At 56.0% G+C, this 26,223-nt stretch carries 23 protein-coding genes and 1 riboswitch; of the genes, 13 read left to right on the top strand and 10 right to left on the bottom strand.

Features of this window, described 5'->3' with window-relative positions:
* Position 1: 1 nt before the first annotated feature.
* The gene (gene mraZ / locus ACGS9J_RS18415; RefSeq protein WP_041414198.1) at positions 2 to 460 is read right to left on the bottom strand and encodes a division/cell wall cluster transcriptional repressor MraZ; all 459 of its coding nucleotides are present in this window, start codon (positions 458 to 460) and stop codon (positions 2 to 4) included.
* An 871-nt stretch (positions 461 to 1,331) separates the two neighbouring features.
* On the opposite strand from mraZ, the gene ACGS9J_RS18410 reads away from it, so the two are divergent.
* Positions 1,332 to 1,772 (top strand): L-alanine exporter AlaE, encoded by a 441-nt coding sequence (locus ACGS9J_RS18410; RefSeq protein WP_442232257.1) that lies wholly within the window; start codon positions 1,332 to 1,334, stop codon positions 1,770 to 1,772.
* Between the two features lie 44 nt (positions 1,773 to 1,816).
* On the opposite strand, the gene cra is transcribed toward ACGS9J_RS18410, so the two are convergent.
* The 5 genes from cra to leuO form a co-directional block, all read right to left on the bottom strand.
* Positions 1,817 to 2,821: a catabolite repressor/activator gene (cra, locus tag ACGS9J_RS18405; protein ID WP_085120221.1), complete on the bottom strand. Its 1,005-nt coding sequence runs from the start codon at positions 2,819 to 2,821 to the stop codon at positions 1,817 to 1,819.
* A 217-nt stretch (positions 2,822 to 3,038) separates the two neighbouring features.
* The gene (gene ilvN, locus ACGS9J_RS18400) at positions 3,039 to 3,530 is read right to left on the bottom strand and encodes an acetolactate synthase small subunit (protein WP_004932806.1); all 492 of its coding nucleotides are present in this window, start codon (positions 3,528 to 3,530) and stop codon (positions 3,039 to 3,041) included.
* A 2-nt stretch (positions 3,531 to 3,532) separates the two neighbouring features.
* The gene (ilvI, locus tag ACGS9J_RS18395) at positions 3,533 to 5,251 is read right to left on the bottom strand and encodes an acetolactate synthase 3 large subunit (RefSeq protein WP_442232256.1); all 1,719 of its coding nucleotides are present in this window, start codon (positions 5,249 to 5,251) and stop codon (positions 3,533 to 3,535) included.
* Between the two features lie 323 nt (positions 5,252 to 5,574).
* Positions 5,575 to 7,377, bottom strand: a complete 1,803-nt coding sequence (locus ACGS9J_RS18390) for an AMP-dependent synthetase/ligase (protein WP_442232255.1) — start codon at positions 7,375 to 7,377, stop codon at positions 5,575 to 5,577.
* 462 nt (positions 7,378 to 7,839) lie between these two features.
* A complete protein-coding gene (gene leuO, locus ACGS9J_RS18385) occupies positions 7,840 to 8,787 on the bottom strand; it encodes a transcriptional regulator LeuO (protein WP_442232254.1) in 948 nt (315 codons plus the stop codon).
* A gap of 703 nt (positions 8,788 to 9,490) precedes the next feature.
* On the opposite strand from leuO, the gene leuL reads away from it, so the two are divergent.
* From leuL to leuD, 5 genes are all read left to right on the top strand, one after another.
* Positions 9,491 to 9,574 carry a leu operon leader peptide gene (leuL, locus tag ACGS9J_RS18380; RefSeq protein WP_156033875.1) on the top strand — a complete coding sequence of 28 codons (84 nt, stop codon included), beginning with the start codon at positions 9,491 to 9,493 and terminating at the stop codon, positions 9,572 to 9,574.
* An 89-nt stretch (positions 9,575 to 9,663) separates the two neighbouring features.
* Entirely contained in the window at positions 9,664 to 11,238 is a 1,575-nt protein-coding gene (leuA, locus tag ACGS9J_RS18375) for a 2-isopropylmalate synthase (protein WP_442232253.1), read from the top strand.
* A gap of 2 nt (positions 11,239 to 11,240) precedes the next feature.
* The gene (gene leuB / locus ACGS9J_RS18370; RefSeq protein ID WP_442232252.1) at positions 11,241 to 12,332 is read left to right on the top strand and encodes a 3-isopropylmalate dehydrogenase; all 1,092 of its coding nucleotides are present in this window, start codon (positions 11,241 to 11,243) and stop codon (positions 12,330 to 12,332) included.
* Positions 12,333 to 12,335: 3 nt separating this feature from the next.
* Positions 12,336 to 13,736 carry a 3-isopropylmalate dehydratase large subunit gene (gene leuC / locus ACGS9J_RS18365; protein ID WP_442232251.1) on the top strand — a complete coding sequence of 467 codons (1,401 nt, stop codon included), beginning with the start codon at positions 12,336 to 12,338 and terminating at the stop codon, positions 13,734 to 13,736.
* A 9-nt stretch (positions 13,737 to 13,745) separates the two neighbouring features.
* On the top strand, positions 13,746 to 14,348 hold the full coding sequence (leuD, locus tag ACGS9J_RS18360) for a 3-isopropylmalate dehydratase small subunit (RefSeq protein WP_442232250.1): 603 nt from the start codon (positions 13,746 to 13,748) through the stop codon (positions 14,346 to 14,348).
* A gap of 276 nt (positions 14,349 to 14,624) precedes the next feature.
* Here the strand turns inward: leuD and ACGS9J_RS18355 are convergent, their stop codons facing one another.
* The 3 genes from ACGS9J_RS18355 to sgrT all read right to left on the bottom strand — a co-directional run bounded on the left by ACGS9J_RS18355 (position 14,625) and on the right by sgrT (position 17,776).
* Positions 14,625 to 16,097, bottom strand: coding sequence for a DASS family sodium-coupled anion symporter (locus tag ACGS9J_RS18355; RefSeq protein WP_442232249.1), 1,473 nt, complete (start codon positions 16,095 to 16,097; stop codon positions 14,625 to 14,627).
* Positions 16,098 to 16,237: 140 nt separating this feature from the next.
* The gene (locus ACGS9J_RS18350; protein WP_442232248.1) at positions 16,238 to 17,443 is read right to left on the bottom strand and encodes a sugar efflux transporter; all 1,206 of its coding nucleotides are present in this window, start codon (positions 17,441 to 17,443) and stop codon (positions 16,238 to 16,240) included.
* A gap of 159 nt (positions 17,444 to 17,602) precedes the next feature.
* Positions 17,603 to 17,776, bottom strand: a complete 174-nt coding sequence (gene sgrT, locus ACGS9J_RS18345; protein ID WP_442232247.1) for a glucose uptake inhibitor SgrT — start codon at positions 17,774 to 17,776, stop codon at positions 17,603 to 17,605.
* Between the two features lie 90 nt (positions 17,777 to 17,866).
* On the opposite strand from sgrT, the gene sgrR reads away from it, so the two are divergent.
* The 7 genes from sgrR (at position 17,867) to ilvN (ACGS9J_RS18310) (ending at position 25,314) form a co-directional block, all read left to right on the top strand.
* Positions 17,867 to 19,528: an HTH-type transcriptional regulator SgrR gene (sgrR, locus tag ACGS9J_RS18340; RefSeq protein WP_442232246.1), complete on the top strand. Its 1,662-nt coding sequence runs from the start codon at positions 17,867 to 17,869 to the stop codon at positions 19,526 to 19,528.
* A 37-nt stretch (positions 19,529 to 19,565) separates the two neighbouring features.
* Positions 19,566 to 19,691: riboswitch (TPP riboswitch) on the top strand.
* 58 nt (positions 19,692 to 19,749) lie between these two features.
* On the top strand, positions 19,750 to 20,736 hold the full coding sequence (gene thiB, locus ACGS9J_RS18335; protein WP_442232245.1) for a thiamine ABC transporter substrate binding subunit: 987 nt from the start codon (positions 19,750 to 19,752) through the stop codon (positions 20,734 to 20,736).
* Positions 20,712 to 22,319, top strand: coding sequence for a thiamine/thiamine pyrophosphate ABC transporter permease ThiP (thiP, locus tag ACGS9J_RS18330; RefSeq protein ID WP_442232244.1), 1,608 nt, complete (start codon positions 20,712 to 20,714; stop codon positions 22,317 to 22,319). The genes thiB and thiP overlap by 25 nt, the downstream gene beginning before the upstream one ends.
* The gene (thiQ, locus tag ACGS9J_RS18325; protein WP_442232243.1) at positions 22,306 to 23,010 is read left to right on the top strand and encodes a thiamine ABC transporter ATP-binding protein ThiQ; all 705 of its coding nucleotides are present in this window, start codon (positions 22,306 to 22,308) and stop codon (positions 23,008 to 23,010) included. The genes thiP and thiQ overlap by 14 nt, the downstream gene beginning before the upstream one ends.
* Before the next feature lie 87 nt (positions 23,011 to 23,097).
* Complete coding sequence (gene ivbL, locus ACGS9J_RS18320; RefSeq protein WP_301286184.1) at positions 23,098 to 23,211, top strand: ilvB operon leader peptide IvbL; 114 nt, start codon at positions 23,098 to 23,100, stop codon at positions 23,209 to 23,211.
* 111 nt (positions 23,212 to 23,322) lie between these two features.
* Entirely contained in the window at positions 23,323 to 25,017 is a 1,695-nt protein-coding gene (ilvB, locus tag ACGS9J_RS18315; protein WP_442232242.1) for an acetolactate synthase large subunit, read from the top strand.
* A gap of 3 nt (positions 25,018 to 25,020) precedes the next feature.
* Positions 25,021 to 25,314 carry an acetolactate synthase small subunit gene (ilvN, locus tag ACGS9J_RS18310; RefSeq protein WP_442232241.1) on the top strand — a complete coding sequence of 98 codons (294 nt, stop codon included), beginning with the start codon at positions 25,021 to 25,023 and terminating at the stop codon, positions 25,312 to 25,314.
* A 26-nt stretch (positions 25,315 to 25,340) separates the two neighbouring features.
* On the opposite strand, the gene ACGS9J_RS18305 is transcribed toward ilvN (ACGS9J_RS18310), so the two are convergent.
* A complete protein-coding gene (locus tag ACGS9J_RS18305; RefSeq protein ID WP_442232240.1) occupies positions 25,341 to 26,111 on the bottom strand; it encodes a DedA family protein in 771 nt (256 codons plus the stop codon).
* Between the last annotated feature and the right edge of the window lie 112 nt (positions 26,112 to 26,223).

Below are 26,223 nucleotides of genomic sequence, written 5' to 3'. Positions count from 1 at the left end.
CTTATAGCGACAAGTCCTGTAGCCGCTCAGACAACGGTTCCTGAGTCGACTGTTCTGCGTCAATATCATCCTTGACTTGTTGATACCAGGTCTGTTCATCCCACAGTTCAAACTTGTTGAACTGCCCGACCAGCATCACTTCTTTGGTAAGCCCGGCGTGCTGACGTAGCGTAGTGGCTAACAGCAAACGACCGGCGCTGTCCATCTGACACTCACTGGCATGCCCCAACAGCAAGCGCTGAACGCGGCGCTCGGCGGGATTCATACTCGACAGACGGGATAACTTTTGTTCAATAACTTCCCATTCGGGCAGTGGGTAAAGCAGCAGGCAGGGCTGGTGGAGGTCAATGGTACAAACCATTTGGCCTTGCGATTGCTCGTTCAGCAAATCCCGGTAACGGGTGGGTACGGCAAGCCGCCCTTTGCTGTCGAGGTTAACCATCGTTGCTCCACGGAACATACCTGAGTTACCCCTTCACGACCGTTTTCACCACTTTACCCCACAAATTCCCACATAATGGAGTTTACGGAGGGTATGAAAACCTTGTCAAGCCAGAGCGCCAGCGCTTTGGCAATATTTCTTCGGTCATTTTGGGAGCTGACTCGCGAAAGGAACGCTATTTATTAGATGATTAAAAATTAACATCATGATAAACGGGGAGAATTTTCTGAGCGGAAAGAGCCTGATTAAAAACCTGACAAATTGGCGATTAATTAACTCAATACTTCCTTCTGCAATCGATGTCTCATTTTTCAGCTCGGCAATCACATCGCTGTAGCGGAGCGCGAGCCGCACCAGATAAGGCTCGGCGTTAACTCACCCTACTAACGAAATACGGCGTAAGCCATTGAGTTAATAACGCCCAACGGATATTCCTCTTCAAGCCGGGCGCTATTTTACTTCAATTAAAGCGCCGGTGATAAGCCAGATGGAAAAATAAATTACTCGGATATTACGAGGCGAGTTAATTTCGATTCAAATCAATTTAGTAAGATTACTCCCAAAATACCTGTTTACAATTATGGTTTCATTTCCTTACACCATTTATGACCACATTTTTTGTAATGGAAAAGGGCCTAATGACCAAGAAACATGCAACCCATTGTTTTATATTGAATAGTTAAAAACCATCCATTTTTAATCCCTTCGCGCCATATTCCACCGCCTGCACTCAGCACAAAAACTACCCAACGCCGTTAAATAAAAATATTCAGCTACTTAGATGTTAAACAGTGGCGAGGTAAACTACACAGGCAGCAAAAACCCAGAATTAACAACCAATAACTTAAATTTTAACAGAGCATTAACCAATAAACTCGGAGATTGCACCATGTTTTCGCCTGCCCCTCACTGGCGCAGTGCCGCTGCCGATACCTTTGCACTGGTGGTGTATTGTTTTATCGCCGGTATGGCGATAGAAATCCTGGTGTCCGGCATGAGCTTTCAACAATCGCTCTCGTCGCGCCTGCTGTCGATACCGGTGAATATCCTGATTGCCTGGCCCTATGGGCGTTATCGCGACCTGTTTATCCGCATCGCCAGGCGCTGTCATGGGCAACCCTTTTTATGGCGTAACCTTGCCGATCTGCTGGCCTATGTCAGTTTCCAATCGCCGGTTTATGCCGCCATATTGTGGAGCGTCGGCGCCGACGGGCAGCAAATCATGACGGCGGTGACCGGCAACGCGGTGGTGTCGATGGCGATGGGGGTGGTCTACGGGTATTTTCTCGAATACTGCAGAAGGTTGTTCAGAGTGACAGGCTACGTGTAATGCGGGTTTTAGCAGGAGCGCGGCATGGCGCTCCTGCTATCGGATTATTTTCGGCTCAAGCTGCCGCGGCGGAACAGATTGCGGCGAATGCGCGTCAGGCCCGGCTTGGGTTTGCGCGGTTCATCCAGACTGGCGAGCACCAGTTCCAGTACGCGTTCGGCCACGTCACGGTGACGCTGTGCGACCGCCAGTACCGGACACTCGAGGAAATCCAGCAGCTCATGATCGCCGAAGGTGGCGATCGCCAGATCGGTCGGCAAGCGGCCACGTTGTTTCAACGTCACGTCCATCACCCCTTGCAGCAAAGAGAATGAGGTGGTGAACAACGCCTGCGGCATCGGATGGGTTTTCAGCCATTCGGCAAACAGCACGCCTGCCGCCTCGCGTTCATAACTGTTGGCATACAGATAATCGACATGCCGTTCGTCATCTTGCCAGGCCTCGCGGAACCCCTGCTCACGCAGGAAGCTGACGGAAAGCTCCGGCAATGCGCCCAGATACAGCACTGATTCCGCGGGGAATGTGCGCAACTCCTGCGCCAGTGCGAAGGAATCCTCTTGATCCGCCCCCACCACGCTGATGAAATGCTCGCGATCCAATGCACGGTCCAGCGCGATAATCGGCAACGGATCGTTGGCCCAGCGCTGATAGAATGGGTGCTCTGGCGGCAAGGCAGTGGAAACGATAAGCGCATCAACCTGGCGTTGCAGCAGATGCTCAATGCAGCGCATTTCGTTATCCGGCTGATCTTCCGAACAGGCAATCAACAGTTGGTAACCGCGTTGACGCGCCTGACGCTCCAGATAGTTGGCAATCCGGGTGTAGCTGGTGTTTTCCAGATCCGGTATCACCAGACCGATTGAACGGGTTCGCCCAGCGCGCAACCCTGCCGCGACCGCATTCGGGTGATAATTGTGCTCCCTGACCACGGCCATCACTTTTTCGACGGTCTTATCGCTGACACGATACTGCTTCGCCTTGCCGTTGATGACATAACTGGCCGTGGTGCGCGAAACGCCTGCGAGACGCGCGATTTCATCCAGTTTCACGTTAACCCCTTAATGACGCTGAAAATAGAAGTGAAAGCCATGCTCGGATTAACCATCGCATCCTGTGCGGTTATTCAATCCAGCCTCTGCGATCTAACAGCAGAAAACTCTGCCGAGCAACCGCTTTTGCCGAAAGGTGCCAGCAAACGGGCAAAAAACACCGAAAAACAAAGGGCGCAGCCCTGGCCGCGCCCTCAGATTACGCCAATATCACGCCTCAGCGCATGATTTTATCGCCGCGCGATACGCCGACCACCCCGGAACGCGCCACTTCGACAATTTCGGCCACTTCACGCACCGCGCTCAGGAACGCATCCAGCTTGTCGCTGGTGCCGGCCAGCTGAACGGTGTACAGCGTAGCCGTAACGTCAACAATCTGACCGCGAAAAATGTCGGCGCAACGCTTCACTTCTTCACGGCCGTAACCGCTGGCCTGCAGCTTCACCAGCATGATCTCGCGCTCGACATGCGCGCCTTGCACCAGTTCGCTGACGCGAAGCACGTCCACCAGCTTATGCAGTTGCTTTTCGATCTGCTCCAGCACTTTTTCATCGCCGACGGTTTGGATCGTCATGCGCGACAGCGTAGGATCGTCGGTCGGCGCGACCGTCAGGCTTTCAATGTTGTAACCGCGCTGAGAGAACAAACCCACCACACGCGATAACGCACCGGATTCGTTTTCCAGCAAGACAGATAAAATTCGGCGCATGATCAGGTCCTCTCCGTTTTGCTTAACCACATTTCGTCCATGCTTCCACCGCGGATCTGCATTGGGTAAACATGTTCGGTCTCATCGACGGTGACATCGACAAATACCAGGCGCTCTTTTTCGGCCAGCGCCTGTGCCAGTTTGCTTTCCAGTTCATCCGGCGTGCGAATGGCGATGCCCACATGGCCATAAGCTTCCGCCAGCTTGACGAAGTCCGGCAGGGAATCCATATACGACTGGGAGTGACGGCCGGAGTAAATCATGTCCTGCCACTGTTTCACCATCCCCAGATAACGGTTGTTCAGGTTCACCACGATCACCGGCAGGTTGTATTGCAACGCGGTGGACAGCTCCTGAATATTCATCTGGATACTGCCGTCGCCGGTCACGCACACCACGGTTTCATCAGGCAACGCCAGCTTCACGCCCAGTGCAGCCGGCAGACCAAAGCCCATGGTGCCCAGCCCGCCGGAGTTGATCCAGCGACGTGGCTTATCGAACGGGTAGTAGAGTGCCGCAAACATCTGATGCTGGCCGACATCGGAGGTGACGTAAGCATCGCCCCTGGTCAACCGGTGCAGGGTTTCGATCACTGCCTGCGGCTTAATGGTACCGCTGTTTTTGTCGTAGCCCAGACAGTCGCGCGAGCGCCACTGTTCAATAGACTGCCACCAATCACGCAACGCATCGTGATCCTGTGTCTTGTCTTCCTGCGCCAGCAATTCCAGCATCTGGGTCAACACCTGTTTGGCATCGCCGACGATAGGAATATCGGCATCTACCGTCTTGGAGATCGAAGTCGGGTCGATGTCGATATGCAGTACGGTGGCATCCGGACAATATTTGGCCAGATTGTTGGTAGTACGATCGTCAAAACGCACGCCGACGGCAAAGATCACGTCGGAGTGGTGCATGGTTTTGTTGGCTTCATACGTCCCGTGCATGCCGAGCATGCCGACGCTCTGGCGATGCGTGCCGGGAAACGCGCCCAATCCCATCAGGGTGCAGGTCACCGGTAAATTCAGTTTCTCCGCCAGCTCCAGCAGTTCGCCGTCACAGGCCGAATTAATCGCCCCGCCGCCGACGTACATCACGGGTTTCTTGGCCGTCAGGATGGTTTGCAATGCGCGCTTGATCTGCCCGCGATGCCCCTGCACCGTCGGGTTATAGGAGCGCATGCTCACTTCCTGCGGGTAGGCGTAAGGCATTCTCACCGCCGGACCCACGATATCTTTCGGCAGGTCGATCACCACCGGGCCGGGGCGACCGGTAGAGGCCAGGTAAAAGGCTTTCTTCAAAATGCCGGGAATATCTTCGGTGCGCTTCACCAGGAAGCTGTGTTTGACCACCGGGCGAGAAATCCCGACCATATCGCATTCCTGGAAGGCGTCGTAACCAATCAGCGAGCTGGGAACCTGGCCGGAAAGCACCACCATCGGGATGGAGTCCATATAGGCCGTCGCAATGCCGGTGATCGCGTTGGTCGCTCCTGGGCCTGAGGTCACCAGAACCACCCCAACCTCACCGGTGGCGCGCGCATAGCCATCGGCCATATGCACGGCACCCTGCTCATGGCGCACCAATATGTGATCGATGCCTCCGACCGTATGCAGGGCGTCGTAGATATCGAGTACCGCCCCGCCCGGATATCCGAATACATGTTTAACGCCCTGATCGATCAACGATCGGACGACCATCTCGGCTCCTGACAACATCTCCATGGGTTTGCCTCCAGGCTTACTTATTCTTGTCTGGCGCCGGAACGTAGCGCCTGCTGTGGGGCATTGCCCCAAAGTTTTTGTGGATTGATTATAACTGATTAACATAACGTCAGAATATTGAGCAGGCAAACGGCAAAAAGGCTTAACAACGGAGCGGTTATTGGCAAGCGGCTGGGGATCCGGGATTTACAGAAACAATGCACTAGCCGCCAGCGGCTCGGGCTAGGCATTGTTTCAATCAGGCAAGGAATTACAGAACTATATCAGGCAAGCATTATGCTGTTTTTTTCGCCGAACGATCAGCCCGGCGTCAAATCTCAAGCCTACTCCTGATACATGGAGTCAATTTCACGCTGATAGCGCTGCGAAATGACCTTACGGCGCAACTTCAGCGTGGGCGTCAGCTCACCCAACTCCATAGAAAAGGCGGCCGGCAACAGGGTAAACCTTTTTACCTGTTCAAAACGCGCCAGCTCTTTTTGCATCTCACGCAGGCGGTTTTCAAACATCTCCAGAATATGGCCGTTACGTAACAGTTCGATCCGATCCTGATATTTCAGATTGATGGATTTCGCATACTCTTCCAGAGACTCAAAACTGGGTACAATCAAGGCGGAAACGAATTTACGCGCATCGGCGATGATCGCCACCTGCTCGATAAAGCGATCCTGCGCCAGCGTGCCTTCCAGCATCTGCGGAGCGATGTACTTGCCGCCGGAAGTTTTCATCAAATCCTTCAGGCGCTCGGTAATAAACAGGTTACCGCCTTCATCAATGGCACCGGCATCACCGGTCTTCAACCAGCCATCCTCGGTAAAGGAAGCGGCGGTTTCCAGCGGTTTATTGAAATAGCCGCGCATCACTACCGGGCCACGCACCTGAATTTCATTCTCCTCACCAATACGCACTTCAACCCCCGGCAATGGCTTGCCAATTGAGCCAAAGCGGAAATTGCCCTCTTCCCAACAGGAAACGGTGGCGCAGGTCTCGGTCATGCCATAGCCATATTTGATGTTAATGCCCATCGCCTGGAAGAACAGGATGACGTTATCGTCAAGTTTGGCACCGGCAGCCGGCAAGAAGCGCACGCGTCCGCCGAGGATACCGCGCAACTTGCTCAGCACCAGTTTATCGGCCCAGCGATGGGAAAGATCGAACAGCTTGCCCAATGGCTTACCCGCGCGTTCCTGCAGGAACTTACGTTCACCGCAGACAATCGCCCAATGGAACAATGCCCGACGCAGCCAAGGCGCGCGCTCGACCTTTTCATGCACCGCGCTGAAGATTTTTTCGTAAAACCGCGGTACCGCACACATCAACGTCGGACGTACCGCCGCCATGGCTTCGCGCACCCAATCGGTATTCGGTAAAAACACATTTTGCGCGCCTGAGTGCATGATGAAGAAACTCCAGGCACGTTCAAACACGTGTGACATCGGCAGGAAACTGAGGGACACATCCTCTTCATTCACCGTCAGCCGTTCGTCATGCAGATAAAGCTGCGCGGCCAGGTTACGGTAATCCAGCATCACGCCCTTGGGTTCGCCGGTAGTGCCGGAGGTATAAATCAGCGTGAAGAGATCCCGCAGGTCGCAATCGGCGATACGTTGTTGCAGCAGTGATGAAAACGCAGCCACATCGGCTTCACGTTCGAAGGTGCTGAGGTGTTGGGCAATCTCACAGCCACGCAGGTCGACGCTGTCATCAAACACAATAATGTGGCTCAGTTGCGGACACACACCGCGCAGCGCGATGGCGGCATCCAACTGGGCCTGCTCACCCACGAACAAAATTCGGATATCGGCATCATTAATGATAAAAGCCGCCTGAGCCGGCGTGTTGGTGGCATACAGCGGCACACTGACCCCACGCAATCGTAGAATGGCCAAATCCGCCAGCGACCAGGCCATGCAGTTATTGGCAAAGATCGCGATACGTTCCTGCACCTCGGCACCCAATGCCAACAGGGCACTGGCAATATGATTGATATGCGTATCGACCTGCTGCCAAGTCAATTCGGTCTCACCGGTGGGAGACCATTGGCGAAAAGCTGTGCGATCGGCACGGTGAGAAATTTGGTGCTGTATACGATGAGTCAAATGGTATTGCAGCAGATTATTGATCATAGCGCTCTAAGCCTGAAATGAATCAAACAGTTAGCAGGTGCAGGATAACCTCTCCCGCATCTCAGCTTACACGTGTTTACTTTTTTTCGCGCAGTCTACCTACTCTCCGGCGGCGGGAAAAGAGATTTCAGCGTAGAAGTGTGAGCTAAAACTCAGGTTAATTTCACCGCGCCTCTCCGTTGGACAGAAGGGGGCGAAAAAGGTTTTACCCAGGTCACAAAATGCGGGGGCAGAGAGGCCGGCTAAAAAACAGAGATAAAAACCAGGGACGAATAACATTTCAGGATATAATTTCATATCGACAATTTTTAATGAAACTGTCGGGCTTATTCGAATCGGGTTAATTTAGAATGCTTAAATAAAGATAACCCTTAGATAACCCCGAGATAATTCCTAATAAATCGGCAGTACAAATTACCCCCCAATGCGACACTACCACCACGGGGGTAATAATAGACTGCTTTATTCTGGCATATCAGACTGACCAAGCAGGGTTTTCATCCATTGATGTCCCTTATCACGTTCTGCCGATTCATGCCAAGACAGGTAACAGGTGGCCTTGTTTTCATTCCAGGGTAATGGCATGAATTGCAATTGTAATACCTCGGACTGCTGCCGGGCCAACCACGCAGGAACAATGGCGATCATGTTGGTATTGGAAACTATATTCAATACACTGTATAAATCCGTGCATTGCTGAGCAATGACGCGCTGCATCGTTTCTTCTCTATAGTAAGGTTTACTAAAAGAGTAAAAACTTTCCAGTGAAACCACAGCATGTTGCTCTGCCATAATTTGTTCAAGCGTGATGCATTGTTCCATTCCAGGATGTTTCCTGGCAGCAACCAATACCAAATCATCTTCAAACAGCGGTACGCTTTTAAACTCTGCCGGCTCAAAGCAGGCATAACCAATCACAAACTCGACTTCCTGATAGCGTAATTGATTATCGATATTATTGCTTATATAGGATTTTATTTTTAACTGGGTCTGTGGAGCGATGTCTTTCAAGTGATTGATTATTTCGGCCCCCAAGCGCAAATCAAGCGGACTGCAGATGGCGATGGAGAAAACGCGTTCACTGGTAAAGGGTTCGAACTCTGCCCCGGGCAACTCGTTTTGCACTAACTGCAGCGCCTGTCTGACCGGCCCAAACAGCTGCCTGGCTCGTGTCGTAGGCTGAATACCACGTCCACAACGTACGAACAGCTCATCGTTAAACATCAGTTTCAAACGCGCAACGGCATTACTCACTGCCGGTTGTGACATCCCCAAAAAACCCGCCGCACGGGTAATATTTTGCATCTGCATAACCGCGTCAAACACGGTGAGTAAATTCAGATCGACACTGCGCAAATGAATATCACCGACCTCTTTATCAATGACAACTTCTGAATTGTATTCCGACATATCCCACTCCACTGAGTCCTGTGTAGATCATTCGCCAGGCACAATCAAAAAACAAAAATCATGGTATTAATTGTGCGGGCCGAATGAGTTATCTCGCACTCCGTTCCTTTAAAACCGGAGGCAAGTATCGTCCTGTCTATAAACATGGTTAAAAGTCAAAGCCCGGTTCACAACAGATTTATTTTTACCGCGAGTAGAAATCCTGCAACATCCTTTTTAATACCCGACAGCAAAAATCGTTACTTCCCGTCATCCAATACCCGTTATTTTCCTCCTCCAAAAGGAAACACTCAAAACCTCACACCATCCAATAACACCCCCGTTATCTTTCGTCCCCTTTAGTCTTATAAAAAATTCACAAAAAACATAATCTGCCAGCAAAGCATTGACACCAATAATACAAAACTCGCCATTTCAATTTTTGCTAGCATGGCTTTCCTCGTTTTGCATCTTTAATTTTAACGCAATGCCCCTCAGAAGCAATTGCGAGGATATATATTCATTTCGTTTATGCTAACAGGGCCGCAAATCCGCCCTCGTTTTTTATCTGACAATGTCATTTTTCACCGAACTATCGTCTGTCGTTTCAGGTGCGTTAATCGGGCGTTCGGGGAGTCCCCCCATTTTCAATCAGGTGTTGACATAGCCAGGCCAATAACGTATCAAATTAGGCAACGACATTATTTTAGAGAGTTGAACCGCCATGAACCGCACTTACCGTCTACTAGGCCTACTACTTAACGCATCTTCTTTGCGCGGTATGCCGGTGGACGGAGTTCAGAGCTGATTCAGCCCACCTACATAACAAACCCGCGCTACTGCGCGGGTTTTTTTTTACCCGCTTAGCGTGAAATAAACACGATAAGGAACCACCCGATGAGCCAACAAGTCATTATTTTCGATACAACGCTGCGTGATGGCGAACAAGCACTGCAAGCCAGCCTGAGCGTGAAAGAGAAGATTCAGATCGCAATGGCGCTGGAAAGAATGGGTGTCGACGTCATGGAAGTTGGCTTCCCTGTCTCCTCACCGGGTGATTTCGAATCCGTGCAAACCATCGCTCGTCAGATTAAAAACAGCCGTGTCTGTGGCTTGGCACGTTGCGTAGATAAAGATATCGACGTCGCGGCCGAAGCATTGCGCGTCGCCGAAGCGTTTCGCATTCACGTGTTCCTGGCCACCTCGACCCTGCATATTGAATCCAAACTGAAGCGTTCGTTCGACGAAGTGCTGGAGATGGCCATTCGCTCGGTGAAGCGCGCCCGTAACTACACTGACGACGTAGAATTCTCCTGCGAAGACGCCGGCCGTACGCCAATCGATAACCTGTGTCGCGTGGTGGAAGCCGCTATCAATGCCGGCGCTACCACCATCAATATCCCGGACACCGTGGGCTACACCACGCCGAACCAGTTTGGCGGCATTATCACCACTCTGTATGACCGCGTACCGAATATCGATAAGGCCATTATCTCTGTCCACTGCCACGACGATCTGGGCATGGCGGTCGGCAACTCCATCGCCGCAGTGCAGGCCGGCGCTCGCCAGGTCGAAGGGACCTTGAACGGTATCGGCGAACGCGCAGGCAACACCTCGCTGGAAGAAGTGATCATGGCGATCAAAGTGCGCCAGGACATCATGAACGTGCACACCAACATCAACCACCAGGAAATTTTCCGTACCAGCCAGATTGTCAGCCAGCTGTGCAACATGCCGATCCCCGCCAACAAAGCGATCGTGGGTTCCAATGCTTTCGCCCACTCCTCCGGCATTCATCAGGACGGCGTGCTGAAAAATCGTGAAAACTACGAAATCATGTCACCGCAAACCATAGGCCTGAAAGATGTGCAGTTAAACCTGACCTCCCGTTCCGGTCGCGCTGCGGTGAAGCACCGTATGGAAGAGATGGGCTATAAGGAACAGGACTACAACCTGGACAATCTGTATGCCGCCTTCCTGAAACTGGCCGACAAGAAAGGTCAGGTGTTCGATTACGATCTGGAAGCCCTGGCCTTCATTAATAAGCAGCAGGAAGAACCGGAGCACTTCAGCCTGGATTATTTCAGCGTGCAGTCAGGCAGCAGCATCATGGCTACCGCATCGGTGAAACTTGTCTGCGGCGAAGAAGAGAAAGCCGAAGCGGCCACCGGCAATGGCCCGGTTGACGCGGTTTATCAGGCGATCAATCGCATTACCGGTTACTCAATCGAATTGGTGAAATACCAGTTAACCGCCAAGGGTCAGGGGCGCGATGCTCTGGGCCAGGTCGATATCGTGGTGTCCTACAACGGCCGCCGCTTCCATGGCGTAGGTCTGGCGACCGACATCGTTGAATCCTCCGCCAAGGCGATGGTTCACGTATTGAATAATATTTGGCGCTCCCAGCAGGTAGAAAAAGAAAAACAGCGTCTGCAGCAAAGCAAACATCAAAATAATCAGGAAACGGTGTGAACATGACGAAGACTTACCACATTGCCGTCTTGCCCGGAGACGGAATCGGCCCGGAAGTAATGGCCCAAGCGCGTAAAGTGTTGGACGCAGTGCGTCAGCGCTTTGATATCCGCATCACCGAAGCCGAGTACGACGTCGGTGGTATCGCCATCGATCGTCATGGCAGCCCGCTGCCTCAGGCGACTCTCGCCGGTTGCGAGCAAGCCGACGCCATCCTGTTCGGCTCAGTGGGTGGTCCAAAATGGGAACACCTGCCACCGGCGGAACAGCCTGAACGCGGCGCATTGCTGCCATTGCGCAAGCACTTCAAACTGTTCAGCAACCTGCGCCCTGCTCGTCTGTACCAAGGGCTGGAAGAATTCTGTCCGCTGCGCGCCGACATCGCCGCCCGGGGTTTTGATATTCTGTGCGTGCGTGAACTGACCGGCGGCATCTACTTCGGCCAGCCGAAAGGCCGCGAAGGTCAGGGCATGCAGGAGCGTGCCTTCGACACCGAGGTTTATCATCGCTTCGAGATCGAACGCATTGCGCGCATCGCCTTCGAGTCCGCCCGTAAGCGCCGCAACACTGTGACCTCCATTGATAAAGCCAACGTCTTGCAGAGCTCCATTCTGTGGCGCGAAGTGGTCAATCAGGTCGCCAAGGATTACCCAGACGTGTCGCTGTCGCATATGTATATCGACAACGCCACCATGCAGTTGATCAAAGACCCGTCGCAATTCGACGTGTTGCTGTGTTCCAACCTGTTCGGCGACATCCTGTCCGACGAGTGTGCAATGATCACCGGTTCGATGGGCATGCTGCCGTCTGCCAGCCTGAACGAACAGGGCTTTGGTTTGTATGAGCCGGCCGGTGGCTCTGCGCCGGACATCGCGGGTAAAGGTATCGCCAACCCGATCGCCCAGATCCTGTCCGCCACCCTGCTGCTGCGTTACAGCCTGGGCGCTACCGAAGCGGCCGACGCCGTTGAACGTGCCATCAACCAGGCACTGGAACAGGGTTACCGCACCGCCGATCTGGCCGGTACCGGTAAAGCCATCAGCACCGATGAAATGGGTGACATCATCGCCCGCTTCGTCGCTCAGGGGGCATAACACATGGCCAAGACCTTATATCAGAAGCTGTACGATGCCCACGTGGTGTACGAAGCGCCGAACGAAACGCCGCTGTTGTATATCGACCGCCATCTGGTGCACGAAGTCACTTCGCCGCAGGCGTTTGACGGCCTGCGCGCCATGGGCCGCAAGGTACGCCAACCGGGCAAGACCTTCGCGACCATGGACCACAACGTATCGACCCAAACCAAAGACATCAACGCCAGCGGCGAGATGGCGCGCATTCAGATGCAGGAGTTGATCAAGAACTGTGCTGAATTCGGCGTCTCGCTGTACGACCTGAACCACCCGTTCCAGGGCATTGTGCACGTCATCGGCCCTGAGCAGGGCATGACGCTGCCAGGCATGACCATCGTCTGCGGCGACTCCCACACCGCGACCCACGGTGCCTTCGGTTCGCTGGCATTCGGCATCGGCACCTCGGAAGTGGAACATGTGTTGGCTACCCAGACCCTGAAACAGGGTCGCGCCAAGACCATGAAGATTGAAGTCACCGGCGACGCCGCCGAAGGCATTACCGCCAAGGATATCGTGCTGGCGATCATCGGCAAAACCGGCAGCGCCGGCGGTACCGGCCACGTAGTGGAATTCTGCGGCAAAGCGATTGAAGCGCTGAGCATGGAAGGCCGTATGACCCTGTGCAACATGGCGATCGAAATGGGCGCCAAGGCCGGGTTGGTCGCACCGGATGACACCACTTTTGCATACCTGAAGGGCCGTCAGTTTGCGCCAACCGGCAGCAACTGGGAGCAGGCTGTCGCCTACTGGCGCACCATGAAGTCCGACGATGACGCCAAATTCGATACCCTGATCACCCTGCGTGCCGAAGATATCGCGCCGCAGGTCACCTGGGGCACCAACCCAGGCCAGGTGATCGCCGTCAATCAGGTGATCCCGGCACCGGAATCGTTCAGCGATCCGGTTGAACGCGCCTCCGCCGAGAAAGCCTTGGCCTATATGGATCTCAAACCCGGCATCAAACTGACAGAAGTGCCGATCGACAAAGTGTTTATTGGCTCTTGCACCAACTCGCGCATCGAAGATTTGCGCGCTGCGGCAGCCATCGCCAAAGGTCGCAAAGTTGCCAACGGCGTACAGGCTATCGTGGTGCCAGGCTCCGGCCCGGTGAAGGCGCAGGCGGAAGCCGAAGGCCTGGATAAAATCTTTATTGAAGCCGGTTTTGAATGGCGTCTGCCGGGCTGCTCAATGTGCCTGGCAATGAACAACGACCGTCTGAACCCCGGCGAGCGCTGCGCATCCACCAGCAACCGTAACTTCGAAGGGCGTCAGGGCCGCGGTGGGCGTACTCACCTGGTCAGCCCTGCGATGGCCGCTGCGGCCGCCGTTGCCGGTCATTTCGCCGATATCCGTGATATTCACTAAGGGGCTAACGTGTCTAAATTTACTCAACATATTGGTTTAGTCGTGCCTCTGGACGCGGCTAACGTCGACACCGACGCCATCATTCCAAAGCAGTTTTTACAGAAAGTGACGCGTACCGGCTTTGGCCAGCACCTGTTCAACGACTGGCGCTTTCTCGACGATGCCGGTCAGCAGCCGAACCCGGAGTTCGTGCTGAACAAACCGCGTTATAAAGGCGCCAGCATCCTCTTGGCGCGTGAGAACTTCGGCTGCGGCTCCTCACGTGAGCACGCACCGTGGGCGCTGACCGATTACGGTTTCAAAGTGGTGATTGCCCCCAGCTTCGCCGATATCTTCTATGGCAACTCGTTCAACAACCAGCTGCTGCCGGTCACGCTGAACGAAGAGCAGGTCGACGAACTGTTCAAGCTGGTTGCAGACAACGAAGGGGTCGAATTCGTGGTCGATCTGGAGAATCAGACGGTCAACGCCGGGGGCAAAAGCTACCCGTTCGAGATCGACAGCTTCCGTCGCCACTGCATGATTAACGGATTGGACAGCATCGGCCTGACGCTGCAGCACAAAGCGGATATTTCTCGCTACGAGGCGCAGCAGCCGGCCTTCCTGAATTGAACACGCCGTCTGGCGGGTATTGCAGACAGCTGACAAAGCCCGTTATTAGGGAGAGCGTGCCGAAGGGGTCGTAGCAGCTTTAGCTGCCGACCCATTTGCCGGGAGCAAATGGGAACGACTTCCAGTCGGCCCGCAGGGTGGGACACACGGACGTGTCCCATAATGGCCCCTCGGTGCGCTAGGCCCGAGTATCTCGGGTTCAAAGACAACTTTTTCATAAAACTCAAACACCCGCCGTCTGGCGGGTGTTTTTTATACCCTCGCGGTAACCGGGTATCACCAGTAACCCAGCCACTTCCACCAGGCCCCGCCAATCAACATCCAAATCAGCAGGTTAATCACGCTCATCACAAAGCCGGTTTTCCACCATTCCCCTAAAGTGACATAGCCGGAACCGAAGATGATCGGTGCCGTACCTGTGCCATAGTGAGTCAGTGACATCATCAGCGAAGAAGAAAACGCCAGAATCAGGCCCAGCAGCGCCGGTGGCGCACCCAGCGCAACCCCAGCGGCAAAGAAGGCGGCGAACATGGCGGTAACATGCGCCGTGGTACTGGCGAAGAAGTAATGCGAATACAGATAGATGATGGTCAGGAGCACGGTGCCGCCCACCCAGCTCATGCCCATATGATCAATGCCGCTGCCCACGGTCTGCGACAGCCAACTGATCAGCCCCAACTTGCCGAGGAAGCTGGCCATCATCACCAGTGCGGAGAACCATACCACCGTATCCCAGGCGCCTTTGTGCTTCAGCACGTCTTCCCAGCTCAGCACGCCGCTCGCCAACAGCACCGCCAGGCCAATCAGTGCCGCCGTGGTGGGGTTAACCGCCAACGCCGGGCCGAAGATCATCACCGGGATACCGGCCCACAACACCAGCAGCAGGGCAAACACCGCCAGGGTAATTTTCTCCGGTAACGTGACCGGCCCCAAAGCCTGTAACTTGTCGCGAGCAAAACGCGGCGCGTCCGGGGTGCTTTTCACCTCCGGTGGATACAGCAGGTAAATCACCAGCGGCATGACGATCAACGAACACACGCCCGGCACCAGTGCCGCAATCGCCCACATTGACCAGGAGAGTTCGAAATTGCCGTGCGTCCCCTTGGCAATCAGGCTGACGATCAACGGGTTGGGTGCCGTGGCGGTGATAAACATCGCCGACGTGATGGGGTTAATGTTGTAATTGACCAGCGACAGATAACGGCCAATCTTGCCGGAGGTATTCAGATCGGGCCGGGAGCCGAAGCTGTCGGCGATTGATTTCATGATCGGATGAATAATCCCGCCGCCGCGGGCGGTATTGCTTGGGGTGACCGGCGCCAGGGTGGTTTCCGCCAGCGTCAATGCATAGGCGATCCCCAGCGTCTTTTTACCGAACAACGAAATAAAGTAGTAGCCAATGCGCGCACCCAGCCCGGTTTTGTTCAGGCTGAGGGAAATCATGATCGAAAAACCAATCAGCCAAATCAACTGGTTGGAAAATCCGCTGAGCGCATCATTCAGCGCCGCACCCGGCTTGCCGGGGTTGGTGACGCCGGTGACGGCCACCAGCGCAATGGCCACAATCGAAACGGCACCGATTGGCATTGCCTTACCGATGATGGCGATGATGGTGCCGATAAACAGCGCCAGCAGATGCCAGGCATTGGGAGCAACCCCTTCGGGAACCGGGATCACAAACCAGATAAGCAAAGCAGCGACGACAGCACACAGAGAAGGGACAGGTTTGAGCGGTGTTAGTTTATCCATAACATACCCACTTTTCTAAACGGAACGGCATCTCAGCAGCAAGATGGGTGGGAGCCTGCGATCAGGCTCCGGGTCCGTTTAGCTTGGGGGTTTGGCGTAATGTTCTCAATGACATGCGTCAATGTTGCTGTCGTTTAAGCTCACACTTCCCGCACGCGAGCGCTCATCCACAACGCCGCCAACGCCAGGAGCACCGCCAACCAGTACACCGCGTAATGGCCCAGGTTTTCCACCAATGCCCCCTGCAGCACCCCGGCTAGGATCACCCCGGTAGAAATGCTGTTGGTAAACAACGTAGTCGCCGCACCGGGTCGCCCCGGCATCAGGTCCTGGAAATAGAGCATGCCGATACCGGCGATAATGCCGATAAAGATAGCGTTGAACAGCTGTAACGCCATCAGCGCCAGCTTGAATTTAAACACCACCAGTCCGGCATAAAACAGGATACCGGCCGCTACGGCGAACAGCATCATATTGCGTTTGCCGAAGCGTTTGACGTAATAACCGGCCAGCAGCATCGCCGGGATCTCCAGCCCGGCCGCCGTACCCATCAGCAGGCCGGCCAGGTTCTCCGACAGGCCCAGATCGGCGGTGATGTACAGCGGTATATCGATGATGTACATGGTATTGCAGGTCCACATCAGTACCGAGGCGATAAACAGCCGCCTTACATCCCGGTTCCGCCAGGCACTGGCTGGCGCTATCGGTGCCGAAGGGGCTGCGACCTGCGCATCGGCCTGCTCTGGCTGAATGACACGCGGCACCGAAGGCAGGGTAAACCACACCAGCAAAGCGCAAACCGCGAAGGTCACAGCGGCAATGACGAACATCACCGTAAAACCGTAGGTCAGCGCCAGCGTAAACGACAGCGGGGGACCAATAACCCAGGCCAGCGACAATTGCGCACGCATCACCGAACTGAACATCACCACTTCGCGTGCCGAGCTGTCGGCATATTCCCGTGCCAGCGCGAAAATCTGCGGCATCGCGGTATTGGCGATCGCCGACAGCAGCACCCCGGCCGTGATCAGTGTCAGATAGTCACGGTTAAAAGCAAAAAGCAGGCAATTGCCGACGGCCATCAGGCAGCACACCAGGATCAGCTTGCGTCGATCGCCACGCGTATCCGAACGTTTAGCCAGCAGAAAACTGACCGCAATGCCGACAATGGCGTTAACGGTATAGAACAGCCCCACCCACAGCGGCCGCACCTTCACCTCAGTGGTCAGGAACAGGCTCAGCGTCGGTGCCAATAACGCGCCGGCAATACCGGAAAGAAAAGCAATCAACAAAAAAGCGGCAAAGACGGGATTAAAGCGGCGTGGCAGCCAATGCAGTCGTTTCATATCTTCGTCTCAGGCCCTTAATGCGGAAGACAGAACCTTAGGCCAGGGTGGGAAAATTGCAAGAGCCTCGCCGCGATCCACAATAAAAAAACCAGTGGGTATGACCCCACTGGCTGGTGAACAACACCATTACTCAGAAACACTTTCGCTACCGAAGCCTCAGAGGTGCTCGCGGTATTGCTTGTCCGTCATACTCTTGATATCCCACTGGGTCAGGTGAGCCAGCATCGCCAGCCGTGTCTGTTCGGGCACCCATCCCAACCAGTCGGCGTGCTGGCGGCGCACCGCGCTGAAATAGCGCTGATAGAACTGTTTCGACAAGAAAATTTTCATCTGTCGCCCTCCCCCTTTCATTGAGGAAAATTATCGGCGTAATATAGGGAAAGATAAATTGATGGGTTACTGCCGGAGCGTTCCTCTTTTATGTCCACCTCCAGATTGCAACAGCAGTTCATTCGCCTGTGGCAGCGCTGCCACGGCGAGCCGACCGAAACCACGCTGCAGGAGCTGGCCGAAGTGCTCACCTGCTCGCGCCGCCACGTGCGTTCGTTGCTGGGGGCCATGCAGCAGCAAGGCTGGCTGACCTGGCAGGCGGAGTCGGGGCGCGGCAAGCGTTCGCGCCTGACCTTCCACTATACCGGCCTGGCGCTGCAGCAGCAGCGTGCGGAGGAATTGCTGGAGCAAGATCGCATCGATCAGCTGGTGCAACTGGTCGGCGATAAAAACGTGGTGCGGCAAATGCTGCTGTCTCAACTGGGTCGCAGCTTTCGTCAGGGTAAACACATTCTGCGCGTGCTCTACTACCGCCAGTTATACAACCTGTTGCCCGGTTCGGCACTGCGACGATCAGAAACCCATTTGGCGCGGCAGATTTTCAGTGGTCTGACGCGGATAAATGAGGAAAATGGGGAACTGGAATCCGACCTTTCGCACCACTGGCAACCTTTAACGCCGCTGCATTGGCGCTTTTACCTGCGCCCGGCGATTCATTTTCACCATGGCCGCGAGCTGGAAATGGAAGATGTCATCAGTTCGCTCAGTCGCCTGATGCCGCAACCGCTGTTTTCCCATATCGAGCGCGTCACCTCGCCGACCCCTTATGTGATCGACGTGCATCTGCACAGCCCCGATTACTGGCTGCCCTGGCTGCTGGGCAGTGTGCACGCCATGATATTGCCGCGCGAGTGGCAGAGCCTGCCGGAGTTCTCGCGCCATCCGGTCGGCACCGGCCCCTACAGCGTGGTGCGCAACCACCGTAGCCAGATGAAGATCCACGCTTTCGACGATTACTTTGGCTATCGTGCCCTGATCGACGAGGTCAATATCTGGGTGCTGCCAGAGGTGACCGAAGAACTGGTGCACTCCGGCGTGCAACTGCAGGCGGATGACACCGGTAAAAATGAACTGGAAAGCCGACTGGAAGAAGGCTGCTATTTTCTGCTGTTCGATCAGCGCTCAACGCTGGCAGCCGATCCGGCCATCCGCCGTTGGCTATGCGAGCTGATCAACCCCATTTCACTGTTGAGCAACGCCGGTCCGATCTATCAACGCTATTGGTCACCGGCCTACGGCATTTTACCGCGCTGGCACCACAACCGCGCGCTGGCGGTACAACCCAAGCCGCCTGGATTAACCGAACTGACGCTGACCTTCTACAGCGAACACTCGGAGTTCCACGCCATTCAGCAGGCAATCGAACCCTTGCTGGCGCAGCACGGTATTAAACTGATTATCCAGATCGTCGATTACGCCACCTGGCATAAAGGTGACGCGAGCAGCGATTTGTGGCTCGGCAGCGCCAACTTTTACCTGCCGCTGGAATTTTCGCTGTTCGCTACCCTGTATGAACTGCCTCTGATGCAGCACTGCATGAGTGAAAACATGTCCGAAGATGCGGCGCTGTGGCGCGCCAATGCCCTGCCGCTGGCAGATTTTTGCCAACGTCTGGTCAGCGGTCATCAGTTACACCCGTTATTCCACCACTGGCTGCAACTGCATGGCCAGCGCAGCATGCGCGGCGTACGAATGAACACTCTGGGTTGGTTCGATTTTAAATCCGCCTGGTTTGCGCCGCCGGAAGCATAAGCACCTTTCACCTGCGCCCGTTAGTCTTTACAATAACGCCGTCTCAACGGGGTGCAAAACGGCGGCAACGTGATGAAAACGCGGCGTGCAGGTTTTGCTGAGAACAAACCCGTCGAACCTGATCCGGTCAATACCGGCGGAGGGATTTGAGCCCAGCGATCCGGCATCAGCCGCTTGCCCCCTCAGATACCCTTGCCCCCCTAAATTTTCAGGAGTGCAAAGTGGTCAAACAAAGCCTGCCCTTATTACTGTTGCTGTGCGCCGCACCGGTGTTCGCCAAGCCCACGCTGACGGTCTACACCTATGATTCCTTCGCTGCGGACTGGGGCCCTGGCCCGGCGATCAAAAAAGCCTTTGAGGCCGAGTGCGAGTGCGAGCTGAAATTCGTCGCGCTGGAAGACGGCGTTTCACTGCTTAACCGTCTGCGCATGGAAGGGAAAAACAGCGCCGCCGACGTGGTGCTGGGGCTGGACAACAACCTGCTGCAAGCCGCGCAACAAACCGGCTTATTCGCGCCCAGCGACGTCGACACCCGTAAATTGAACCTGCCGGGTGGCTGGCAGGATAAAACCTTCGTGCCTTATGACTACGGCTACTTTGCCTTCGTTTACAACAAAGAAAAACTGAAGAACCCACCCAAAAGCCTGCATGAGCTGATCGACAGCAGTCAGAACTGGAAAGTGATCTACGAAGATCCGCGCACCAGCACGCCGGGGTTGGGGCTGCTGTTGTGGATGCAAAAAGTTTATGGCGATCAGGCGCCGGCGGCCTGGCAGAAGCTGGCGAAGAAAACCGTCACCGTCACCAAGGGCTGGAGTGAAGCCTATGGCCTGTTCCTGAAAGGCGAAGGTGATTTGGTGCTCAGCTACACCACCTCCCCGGCCTATCACCTGATCGAAGAGAAGAAAGACAGCTACGCGGCCGCCAATTTCAGCGAAGGCCATTATCTGCAGGTGGAAGTGGCAGGCAAACTCAAGGCCGGCAAGCAACCGGAACTGGCGGAGCGCTTTATGCAATTTATGGTGACCCCGGCGTTCCAGAATGCCATTCCCACCGGCAACTGGATGTACCCGGTGATCAAGACCCCGCTGCCGGCCGGCTTTGACCAAATGACCGTACCGCAGACCGCGCTGCAATACAGCGCAGAAGACGTAGCCAAGCAACGCAGCAACTGGATCCGGGCATGGCAAACCGCCGTCAGCCACTGATCCCCCGCTGGCTATGGCCGGGGCTATTGGCCGCCGGTCTGATCCTGACCATCGCCGCGCTGGCGATGGGATCGTTGTGGCGGCACGCGCCGGACAGCGACTGGCGTGGCCTGTGGCAGGACAGCTACCTGTGGCACGTGGTGCGCTTTACCTTCTGGCAGGCGCTGCTGTCCGCACTGATCTCGGTGCTGCCCGCCATCCTGCTGGCGCGTGCGCTGTATCGTCGCCGTTTCCCCGGTCGCCAATTACTGCTGCGGCTCTGCGCCATGACGCTGGTACTGCCGGTGCTGGTGGCGGTATTCGGCCTGCTCAGTGTGTATGGCCGTCAGGGCTGGCTGGCATTGCTGTGCGGCTGGCTAGGCATTAACTACAGTTTCACGCCTTATGGCCTGCAGGGCATCCTGCTGGCGCACCTGTTTTTCAACCTGCCGTTGGCGACCCGTCTGCTGCTGCAAGCACTGGAAAATATCCCGGTTGAACAGCGCCAGTTAGCGGCCCAGCTTGGCATGAACGGCTGGCAGCAGTTTCGCTTTGTCGAATGGCCGGCGCTGCGCCGCCAAATCCTGCCGAGCGGAGCGCTGATCTTTATGCTGTGCTTCGCCAGCTTCGCCACCGTGCTGTCACTGGGCGGCGGGCCGCAGGCGACCACCATCGAACTGGCGATCTACCAGGCGCTCAGCTATGACTACGATCTCAGCCGCGCCGCTCTGCTGGCACTGATCCAACTCGCATGCTGCCTCGGGCTGGTGGTATTCAGCCAGCGGCTGAGCCAGACGCTGCCGGTCGGCAACACCCACGCCCATAGCTGGCGTAATCCGCAAGACAGCCTGTGGCGTCGTGTCAGCGACTTTTTACTGATTACCGCCGCCCTGCTGCTGCTATTGCCCCCGCTGCTGGCAGTGATTGCCGACGGCGCCAATCAAACGCTGGTCAGCGTCCTGCAGCAACAGGTGTTGTGGCAGGCATTGTTCACTTCGTTGCGCATCGCTCTGGGGGCGGGCGTACTTTGTGTCGTGCTGACCATGATGCTGCTGTGGAGCAGCCGTGAGCTGAAGCTGCAACAAAGACTGCGTTGGGGTCATACCCTGGAGCTAAGCGGCATGGTGATCCTGGCGATGCCGGGCATTGTGCTGGCCACCGGTTTCTTCCTGCTGTTGAGCGACACCGTCGGGCTGCCGCAGTCGCCGTATGCGCTGGTGATCCTCACCAATGCGTTGATGGCGGTGCCCTATGCGCTAAAAGTGTTGGAAAACCCCATGCGCGACCTGGCCGAACGCTATAATCCGCTGTGCCTGTCGCTGGATATCCACGGCTGGCAGCGGCTACGCTGGATCGAGCTGAAAGCGCTGCGTCGCCCGCTGGCTCAGGCGCTGGCCTTCGCCTGCGTACTGTCGATCGGCGATTTCGGCGTGGTGGCGCTGTTTGGCAACGAGCATTTCCGCACCCTGCCTTTTTACCTGTACCAGCAGATCGGTGCCTATCGCAGCAATGACGGCGCAGTCACCGCTCTGTTGTTGCTGCTGCTATGCTTCCTGCTGTTTACCCTGATCGAACGCTTACCGGGCCGCCATGCTAGAGCTTGAAAAACTGACCTATCTGTATGAACACCTGCCAATGCGCTTTGACCTGCGTATTCAACCGGGCGAACGTGTCGCGGTGCTGGGCCCCAGCGGAGCGGGGAAAAGCACCCTGCTCAGCCTGATCGCCGGTTTTCTGCCGGCCGCCAGCGGCAAGCTGCTGCTCAACGGCAGCGACCATACCGGCACGCCGCCGGCCGAACGGCCGGTCTCGATGCTGTTCCAGGAAAACAACCTGTTCGCCCACCTGACGGTGGCGCAGAACATCGGCTTAGGGCTGGATCCCGGCCTGCGGCTGAATGAAGAGCAGAAGCTGCAGTTGGCGCAAATTGCCCGGCAAGTTGGGTTGGAAGAGCATCTGCCGCGTCTGCCGTCACAGCTTTCCGGCGGCCAACGCCAGCGTGCCGCCCTGGCGCGTTGCCTGATCCGCCAGCGTCCTGTCCTGCTACTCGACGAACCTTTTTCAGCGCTCGATCCGGCTTTGCGCAATGAAATGCTGCAACTGCTCGAGGACGTGTGCGAACAACGAAACCTGACGCTGCTGATGGTATCGCATAACCTGGATGACGCCGCGCGCATCGCGCCACGCACCCTGTTGGTGGTCGACGGCCGCATTTATTACGACGGCCCGACTCAGGCCCTGCTGGACGGCAGTGCGCCCGAAGCCAAGGTGTTGGGCATTTCACACAAACCGTGATCTGCAGCGCGTTTTTTATGCTGCGCAAATAAACCTGTTGTGCGAATTTTTCGCCTGTGGTTTTATAAAAACCTGACTTTTTTACTGATGATAAGGTTCCCTGTGATCGCATCCTCGCTGACTTCGACCCTACTAATGACCGCGCTACCAGCCGCGGTGGTCGTCGTGCGTGTGGTGGTGGTCGTCGGCAATGCGCCGTAGGGTCCGAATCAACGCATCGATTCCCAAACCCCGCCGGCGCAAACCGGGCGGGGTTTTCAGTTTTAGCCCCCTGCCCAGAACAGCGAACCGGCCTTGAGAAAGGATAGGAACATGGCAATTTCGGGCACGCCACATCAAGGTAACCGTTTCACCGGCGCAGAGTTGATCGTTCATCTGCTGGAGCGCCAGGGCATCACCACCGTCGCCGGTATTCCCGGCGGCGCGGCGCTGCCGCTGTATGACGCACTGAGCCAAAGCACCCGCATTCATCACGTACTGGCACGCCACGAACAGGGCGCAGGTTTTATGGCTCAGGGCATGGCGCGCGCCAACGGCAAGGCAGCGGTTTGCATCGCCTCCAGCGGGCCGGGCGCCACCAACCTGGTCACCGCCATCGCCGACGCCAAACTCGACTCTATCCCGCTGGTGTGCATCACCGGTCAGGTACCCTCTTCGATGATCGGCACCGACGCCTTCCAGGAAGTGGATACCTACGGCATCTCAATTCCTATTACCAAGCACAACCATTTGGTCCGCGATATCCGCGAACTGCCGCAGGTGATCTGCGACGCGTTCCGCATCGCCGAATCCGGCCGCCCTGGCCCGGTGTGGATCGACGTGCCGAAAGACGTGCAAACTGCGGTTATCAGTCTGGATGAACTGCCGCCGATCGCCGTTCCCGATGCGGCACCGGCCTTCGAACCTGCCGCCGTGGCCCAGGCCGCTGCAATGATCAATCAGGCCAAACGCCCGGTGCTGTACCTGGGCGGCGGCATCATCTGCGCCAACGCCTATCAGCAGGCCATTGAGCTGGCCGAACGCGCCAATCTGCCCACCACCATGACGCTGATGGCATTGGGCGCCATGCCGGTGCAGCATCCGCTGTCGTTGGGCATGCTGGGCATGCATGCGGCTCGCAGCACCAACTTTATTCTGCAAGAGGCTGACCTGCTGATCGTACTGGGCGCACGCTTTGACGATCGGGCGATTGGCAAAACCGAACAGTTCTGCCCGAACGCCAGCATCATCCACGTGGATATCGATCGCGCCGAACTGGGTAAGGTGAAACAGGCCAATATTGCCATTCACGCCGACGTAGGCCAGGTGCTGCAACAGCTGCTGCCTCAAATCGAAGCACAGCCCCGCAGCGAATGGCTGAACACCGTCAATGACCTGAAGCGCGAATTCCCGTTCAGCATGCCGGGCGCCGAGGATCCTCTGAGTCACTACGGGCTGGTGTTGGCTGCCGCACGCTGCGTGGACGAAAGCGCCATCATCACTACCGACGTGGGCCAGCATCAAATGTGGGTGGCGCAAGCCTATCCGCTGAGCCGGCCGCGCCAGTGGCTGACTTCCGGCGGGCTGGGCACCATGGGCTTCGGCTTGCCGGCGGCGATCGGTGCCGCGCTGGCCGAACCCCAGCGCAAGGTGCTGTGCTTCTCCGGTGACGGCAGCCTGATGATGAACATTCAGGAAATGGCGACCGCCGTCGAGCATGATTTGGACGTAAAAATCATTCTGATGAACAACCAGGCGCTGGGGCTGGTGCATCAACAGCAAACGCTGTTCTACCAGCAGCGCATCTTCGCCGCCGCCTATCCCAAGCGCACCGACTTTATCAAGATTGCCGCCGGTTTCGGGCTGGATACCTGCGATCTGAACGCCGCAGAAGATCCGCAAGCCGCACTGGCCGAAGCGATCCAACGCCCAGGCCCTTGCCTGATCCACGCGCTGATTGATATTAATGAAAAAGTTTTCCCGATGGTGCCGCCGGGCGCTGCCAACATCGACATGATTGGAGAATAAGCCATGTCAGAACAACGCAATAACCCACAGGTGATCCTGGAACTGGCGGTACGTAACCATCCTGGCGTGATGTCGCACGTGTGTGGCCTGTTCGCCCGCCGCGCCTTCAACGTGGAGGGCATTCTGTGTCTGCCGTTGAAAGACGGCCAACAAAGCCGTATCTGGCTATTGGTGGCGGACGATCAACGGCTGGTGCAGATGATCAGCCAGGTGGAAAAACTCGAAGATGTGCTGCAGGTAAAACGCCACAGCGAAGACGTGCGGGTGTTTGAACAGCTGGAAGCCTTCTTCCAGTAAGATGCAAAGGGGCGTCACGCCCCTTGTCATTGACCGGCCAGCACCTTCCACAGCAGGTGACGATAGACCGGCATCAGCGGTTGCTGGTGCAGGTAATAAAAGGTGCCGCACGCCAGCGCCCAGCTCAGCACGCAGGCCATTCGCAGGCGTAACGGCGACAGCCACTTGCTGAGTCGGTCGGCGCTGCGTTTGCCTTCGCGCCACCAGCGCCAGCTCAGCCAGGCGGCCAGCCAAATCAACACCACCACCGCAAACAGCAACCATTTAAATAACGCGCTGTTGGCGCTGGCAGGAATGTCGATCGCCACACCGGCCAGAATACCCGGGAAGAAATAGACCGGTGGCCAGGCAATACAGCCGATAATGTTAGGCAACGCGAACTTATATGGCGGCAGATCGAGCATGCCGGCAACCATTGGCACCAACGGGCGCGTCGGGCCGACAAAACGCCCAATCAAAATGGTCGCCATACTGTGTTGGTGCAGCGCGTGCTCGGTTTTGTCCAGCATCGCCTTGTTCTTCTTCAAGAATGACCAGCGGTGCAACGGCCCCTTGAAAGCCCGACCGATAAAGTAAGAGATCCAGTCCCCCAACAGGCAGCCGACGATCCCCGCCGCCCAGGCGTAATAAAAATCCACCTGGCCGCTGCCGATCAACGCGCCGATGCTGGCCATCATTACCGTACCGGGCAGCAACAGCCCCACCAGCGCCAGCGATTCCAGAAACGCGACAAACATGACGACCATCAGAGTGAAAGCCAATGACTGGGTGATCAAATGCTGCAAATAGGCTTCCATTAAACCTCTGTTCGTTATCCAAAGCGCGTGGGCGTGGGATTGTCCGGTGCGGCCGGGAGCGAGTCAACCGGTGAATTGTATGCGTTTTTGGCAGAGCCGTGCGGCAATGGAC

Origin of the sequence: Serratia quinivorans (assembly GCF_052113645.1) — a bacterium.
In the GTDB taxonomy this organism is placed as follows: domain Bacteria; phylum Pseudomonadota; class Gammaproteobacteria; order Enterobacterales; family Enterobacteriaceae; genus Serratia; species Serratia quinivorans_B.
The sequence above is the reverse complement of the archived record's forward strand: the minus strand, read 5'-3'. Positions and strand labels throughout refer to the sequence as shown.

Coding starts and splice junctions, on each gene's coding strand:
- ACGS9J_RS18355 (WP_442232249.1), bottom strand. CDS start 16,097: ATGGATAAACTAACACCGCTCAAACCTGTCCCTTCTCTGTGTGCTGTC.
- ACGS9J_RS18305 (WP_442232240.1), bottom strand. CDS start 26,111: ATGGAAGCCTATTTGCAGCATTTGATCACCCAGTCATTGGCTTTCACT.
- ACGS9J_RS18390 (WP_442232255.1), bottom strand. CDS start 7,377: ATGATCAATAATCTGCTGCAATACCATTTGACTCATCGTATACAGCAC.
- sgrR (WP_442232246.1), top strand. CDS start 17,867: ATGTCCACCTCCAGATTGCAACAGCAGTTCATTCGCCTGTGGCAGCGC.
- mraZ (WP_041414198.1), bottom strand. CDS start 460: ATGTTCCGTGGAGCAACGATGGTTAACCTCGACAGCAAAGGGCGGCTT.
- sgrT (WP_442232247.1), bottom strand. CDS start 17,776: ATGAAAATTTTCTTGTCGAAACAGTTCTATCAGCGCTATTTCAGCGCG.
- ilvN (WP_004932806.1), bottom strand. CDS start 3,530: ATGCGCCGAATTTTATCTGTCTTGCTGGAAAACGAATCCGGTGCGTTA.
- leuB (WP_442232252.1), top strand. CDS start 11,241: ATGACGAAGACTTACCACATTGCCGTCTTGCCCGGAGACGGAATCGGC.
- leuA (WP_442232253.1), top strand. CDS start 9,664: ATGAGCCAACAAGTCATTATTTTCGATACAACGCTGCGTGATGGCGAA.
- ilvN (WP_442232241.1), top strand. CDS start 25,021: ATGTCAGAACAACGCAATAACCCACAGGTGATCCTGGAACTGGCGGTA.
- leuO (WP_442232254.1), bottom strand. CDS start 8,787: ATGTCGGAATACAATTCAGAAGTTGTCATTGATAAAGAGGTCGGTGAT.
- ilvI (WP_442232256.1), bottom strand. CDS start 5,251: ATGGAGATGTTGTCAGGAGCCGAGATGGTCGTCCGATCGTTGATCGAT.
- ACGS9J_RS18410 (WP_442232257.1), top strand. CDS start 1,332: ATGTTTTCGCCTGCCCCTCACTGGCGCAGTGCCGCTGCCGATACCTTT.
- ACGS9J_RS18350 (WP_442232248.1), bottom strand. CDS start 17,443: ATGAAACGACTGCATTGGCTGCCACGCCGCTTTAATCCCGTCTTTGCC.
- ilvB (WP_442232242.1), top strand. CDS start 23,323: ATGGCAATTTCGGGCACGCCACATCAAGGTAACCGTTTCACCGGCGCA.
- leuL (WP_156033875.1), top strand. CDS start 9,491: ATGAACCGCACTTACCGTCTACTAGGCCTACTACTTAACGCATCTTCT.
- thiP (WP_442232244.1), top strand. CDS start 20,712: ATGGCAAACCGCCGTCAGCCACTGATCCCCCGCTGGCTATGGCCGGGG.
- leuC (WP_442232251.1), top strand. CDS start 12,336: ATGGCCAAGACCTTATATCAGAAGCTGTACGATGCCCACGTGGTGTAC.
- thiQ (WP_442232243.1), top strand. CDS start 22,306: ATGCTAGAGCTTGAAAAACTGACCTATCTGTATGAACACCTGCCAATG.
- ivbL (WP_301286184.1), top strand. CDS start 23,098: ATGATAAGGTTCCCTGTGATCGCATCCTCGCTGACTTCGACCCTACTA.